General features: G+C 47.1%; 6 protein-coding genes. 1 reads left to right on the forward strand and 5 read right to left on the reverse strand.

Annotated elements, in window-relative coordinates:
- From F6K38_RS35840 to F6K38_RS35855, 4 genes are all read right to left on the reverse strand, one after another.
- Positions 1–773, reverse strand: a 773-nt coding sequence (locus F6K38_RS35840) for a chloride channel protein (RefSeq protein WP_287359807.1), incomplete at its 3' end; no start/stop codon positions are given.
- A 112-nt stretch (positions 774–885) separates the two neighbouring features.
- Positions 886–2,220: a TldD/PmbA family protein gene (locus F6K38_RS35845; RefSeq protein ID WP_287359811.1), complete on the reverse strand. Its 1,335-nt coding sequence runs from the start codon at positions 2,218–2,220 to the stop codon at positions 886–888.
- 123 nt (positions 2,221–2,343) lie between these two features.
- The gene (locus tag F6K38_RS35850) at positions 2,344–3,207 is read right to left on the reverse strand and encodes a Tab2/Atab2 family RNA-binding protein (protein ID WP_008191124.1); all 864 of its coding nucleotides are present in this window, start codon (positions 3,205–3,207) and stop codon (positions 2,344–2,346) included.
- 201 nt (positions 3,208–3,408) lie between these two features.
- Positions 3,409–3,621, reverse strand: a complete 213-nt coding sequence (locus tag F6K38_RS35855; protein WP_287359808.1) for a hypothetical protein — start codon at positions 3,619–3,621, stop codon at positions 3,409–3,411.
- Between the two features lie 86 nt (positions 3,622–3,707).
- On the opposite strand from F6K38_RS35855, the gene F6K38_RS35860 reads away from it, so the two are divergent.
- The gene (locus tag F6K38_RS35860) at positions 3,708–4,097 is read left to right on the forward strand and encodes a nuclear transport factor 2 family protein (protein WP_008191122.1); all 390 of its coding nucleotides are present in this window, start codon (positions 3,708–3,710) and stop codon (positions 4,095–4,097) included.
- A gap of 2 nt (positions 4,098–4,099) precedes the next feature.
- Here the strand turns inward: F6K38_RS35860 and F6K38_RS35865 are convergent.
- The coding region (locus tag F6K38_RS35865; protein WP_287359810.1) for a (2Fe-2S) ferredoxin domain-containing protein at positions 4,100–4,346 on the reverse strand (247 nt) is incomplete at its 5' end.

Consider the following 4,346-nt stretch of genomic DNA (forward strand, 5'->3'; position numbering starts at 1 on the left):
CGGTCGTAAAAGTTCAGACTGGACAGAATTCCCTGATTAAACAAAGCTGCTAGCAATCCAGCCAACACCCCTAACAACAAATAGAAGGGAATCTCAAGAGCGGAAAAGGTGCTGGAAAAATTGCTTAGTTCCCGATTCAGATCTAGGGTACCTCCACCCAAGAGCCGGGAAACCACCGCACCAATAAAGGATGCTAGAATAGCACTACCCAGAGTTATACTAGATAAATCTGGTAACAGTTCCTCAAAGATAAAGGCTACACTAGCCAGGGGAGCATTAAACCCAGCGGCTAATCCAGCCCCAGCCCCAGCGGCAATCATTTGACGTCGGTGATCAGGAGAGGTGGGTACCCAGCGAGTCAATTGAGCTGCCAAAGCTGCCCCAATGTGAACGGTTGGGCCTTGCCGTCCCATGGTCATTCCCGCCGCCAGAGATAGGATGGTACTGACCAACTTGACCGCAGCCACCCGTAAATTCATCGCGATGGGAAACCGGGCAAGGGCACCTTTGATCTGAGGTACGCCACTACCTGTTGCCTCTGATGCTACAAACTCAATCAGGAATCCGCACAGTAATCCTAAGCAGAGTCCAAAAGCTGGTAGGGCAAAGCTAGGGGGTAGGATCAGAGCAGCTTGAAGCCGCCACCTCCCTAACCAGCCAATACTGTGTTTGAGTAATACTGCTGAGAGTCCTGAGACCAATCCAATCAGACAGGCTTCGGCAAGGGCAAGACTTCTTTTGGGGATCAGCCATTGGGTAATGGGATTGATCATTGATTGATCATGGGTTAATTTCCATTAGTGATTATTCGTGGCTGCTTTGTAAATACCAGGATAATTTCTATAGTTACAAAGAAATAAGCACCAAGCACCGAGCACTGACCCACTAATCACTAGAGGTTACCGATAGTCCTTCCACAATTAGAGAGGGTGTGTAGATGCTATCCTGCCACTCAGCATCATCACCCAGTATTACTAACTGCTTAAGGGTGTTGTAAACATTCCCAGCTACCATGGTGTCTTTGACTCGACCAATAATATTGCCTTGTTGGACTCGATACCCTAACTCAACATTGACGGAAAAGTCACCGGAGATGCCAGCACTACCGCCGAGAATCTGGTCTATGACTAATCCTTCGTCTAATTTTCCAATTAAGTCATTGAGTGACCCTTGGCCTGGTTTAATCAGTAAGTTGACGAGATCAGGGGTTGGGTAGCTGCCTAGGCTAGGGCGAAATCCATTTCCCGTTGTGCCAGTTCCCAGTAAGCGACCGGTAGTGCGATCGCAATAAAACTGTTGCAATTGCCCTTCACTGATAAATACGAGGGATTGGGTAGGGGTGCCTTCATCATCAAAGGGGCAACTGTAAGGAAATTCAGGATTTGGTTGTTGAAACAGGGTCAGGTTTTTTGAGGTAACCACCTGACCTAGACTATCACTCCAGGGGGTGGCTTTTTCAAGTACCCGTTTTCCATTTAAGGCTGCTTCCACAGTGCCCCATAGCAAATCCGCTGCTTTAGACGTCAACAAAATTGGCACACGACCACTGGGAGTAGAGACATTTTCCGTTGCCCAGTTGAGGCGTTGTAAGATTTGGTCTAGGACTTTGTTAGTGTTTAGGCTTTCTTTAGGCTCAGATGGGCTTAATCGAATTTGTGTACCATCACCAACACTTAAAAAGTCTTCACCCCTAACCCACTCTACCCCAAGGAAATAACTGAGGGTTGTGTCAGTGTAAGAGCAATGTAATCCTTCAGAGTTAATTAAGCTAGTGGTTTCTAACTCCCATTCCGACTCAGCGCTACACAATACTTCTGGGTAGGCATCGCGAATTAATGCGATCGCATCCGAGCCGATTGCTACTAGTTCTTCTATCGGTATAGTTTCTGGTGAGTCGGAATAGTTAGCGCTAGGGCCATCAGCCAGTTCTATAGATTCCGGTTCATTGAGTGCAGTCATGGCCATTGCCCGGTCTACTAAATCTTGTGCTGCCACTGCTCCATAGCCAACTGCTAGTCCTGGACGTCCGTCTCGCCATAACCGTAGCGCTGTCCCTTCCGATTGACTACTTTCGATTTGTTTGAGTCGATTAGCTTCAAAAAACACAGGACGAGAAAGCGATCGCGACTGATAAACCTCTGCACTAGTCGCTCCTGATTTAGCTGCTAAGTCTAACAGTTGTTCGGCTTGCAGCTCTTGCGGTCTAGTTTCAGCACTCATATTGCCAAGGGAGTAGGGAGTAGGGAGTAGGGAGTCGGGAGTCGGGAGCAGGTAAGAAAAATTACTCACAATTTATTTTTAGCTTCTGCCTGTTGCCTGTTGCCTGTTGCCTGTTGCCTTGTCTTATAACTCCCGGCATAGCCAAAATCCAGCAAACTGTTCTGAAGTTGGACTCGATTGTACGGCCAGAAAATGGACAAGATTAGCGTTCTGCTTTGCTTCTTCAAAGCTTTTTGCCTCTGCCAGAATTTGGGATTTGGTCAAGTTAGCGAGAATCCAGCTATCATTGGCACCAGTTTCCAGTAACAACTTTGGCTTATCATCAGTAGTGTCAAGTCTGACAAAGGATAGCTCCAAACCTGACATCCATGCTGCTAGGGGTTTGGCTCGTTGGGAAAATATAATCACACCGGGAATGGGCGTTTCTGGGGCAATGTCCATGATCGAGACTGGGAAGGCTTCACCAAAGTCAATCTCCCACTCGTTCATTTCCTCAAAGGCAGCGGCTTGTAGACTTACAACTGCCCACTTTTGTCCCTGCAAAGCATCGGGTAATGGTTTAGGGATGGGGGATTGATAACGGACAAATGAGGAAGCAGCGGCTGCGGGGTCATAGCCTGGTTGATTGGGATAAAAGTCTTCTATCCTTTGTTTTAACCATCGCTCCAAAGCATAGGTGCGACGGCTGGGTTGAGCTGGAATATTCAGCTCATTACAGGCTTTGGTAATCATATTGTTCATCTGACGCCGAAAGAAGCGAATCTTGCTTGGTGGCTGTTGAGCTTTTGCGATCGCATCTGCCAAAGCCTGCCCCAACCAAATTGAATTCACCTGCTGGTTGGGACACCAACTGGCGTATTGAAACAGTGTCTCAGGTGAGAGATTGATGTCCAAAGGACTCTCGCAAATTAAGACTTCCCAAAGTTTCTTCTGATTTTCGTCCAAAATTGGGCGGGAGTAAAAATCGAGTTCCCAAATTGTTTCCATGCCACCATTAAGATAATCTCACCCATATTTATGATACGGCTCCAAGAGCGCAATCCGTAAGCATTCAGCGGTCAGCGGTCAGCTATCAGCGGTCAGCTATCAGCGGTCAGCTATCAGTTATCAGCTAATGCCCTACGGGCACGCTACTTGAGGTGCTATTAGCTATGAGTTTATGCCCATAGCGCACGGTACTTGAACAGCTTATGCCCTATGGGTTACCTCACAGGCTAGAAGCCTGTGCCACGATACTTGAGTGGCCAATAGACATCTCCAAAAATTAACCTCAAACCCTTGCACTGCCTGGGTCAAAACCGAGTTTCTGGAGATGTCTATTGGCCAACGGCTGACCACTGACCACTGACCACTGACTGCTGACTGCTGACTGCTGACTGCTGAATGCTGAATGCTGACCACTGACTGCTGAATGCTTAGATGTGATTAATCCTATTGAACTATATATAATTAAATCTATTCACAATTGTGAAACTTAACAAAAAATTATGAGTAGCGATCGCACAGAGGTTTTAGCTGCCAACACAGCATTCTATCGAGCTTTTGAGAAAAAGGACATTGAAGCCATGAGTAAGGTCTGGTCTCAAGGCACTGGTAGTCTTTGTATTCACCCTGGACGTGATGTAATCAAAGGTTGGCGGGACATTAGCTCATCTTGGGAAGCGATATTCAAGAATACCCAATACCTGGAAATTGAACCAGAGATTATTGCTACTGAAGTCAGGGACACTCTTGCCTACGTTGTTGTGCTAGAAAAAGTGTTGCAAGTTAGCAAGGGTAGAAGGATTCAGGCAGAATCCATAGCAACCAATACGTTTGAGCTTATGGCTGGCTCTTGGTATTTGGTGCATCATCACGGGAGTCCACTGATGGGCTAACTTCAGACAAAGTGTCGTTCGATCAGGGTGGGAATTTGCTGGGGAGCCACTTCGCTGTAGCGAGCTTTGTCTGGCATCATCACCAGGTTAGGGCCATGTTTGCACTGTTTGAGGCAGCCAGTTTCTTTAATTTTGACTTGGTCTTCTAAACCATGGTCCTTTAAACTCGATGCGATCGCATTACAGACCGCTTGACCCCCCCGTTTCCGACAACTGGATTTCTGACAAACTAAAATACTCGCTTTCCGG

It is taken from the genome of Moorena sp. SIO3B2, assembly GCF_010692525.1.
Lineage (GTDB): Bacteria > Cyanobacteriota > Cyanobacteriia > Cyanobacteriales > Coleofasciculaceae > Moorena > Moorena producens.

Excerpts from the sequence above, each read along its gene's own strand:
- F6K38_RS35845 (WP_287359811.1), bottom strand. The coding sequence starts at position 2,220 with ATGAGTGCTGAAACTAGACCGCAAGAGCTGCAAGCCGAACAACTGTTA.
- F6K38_RS35850 (WP_008191124.1), bottom strand. The coding sequence starts at position 3,207 with ATGGAAACAATTTGGGAACTCGATTTTTACTCCCGCCCAATTTTGGAC.
- F6K38_RS35860 (WP_008191122.1), top strand. The coding sequence starts at position 3,708 with ATGAGTAGCGATCGCACAGAGGTTTTAGCTGCCAACACAGCATTCTAT.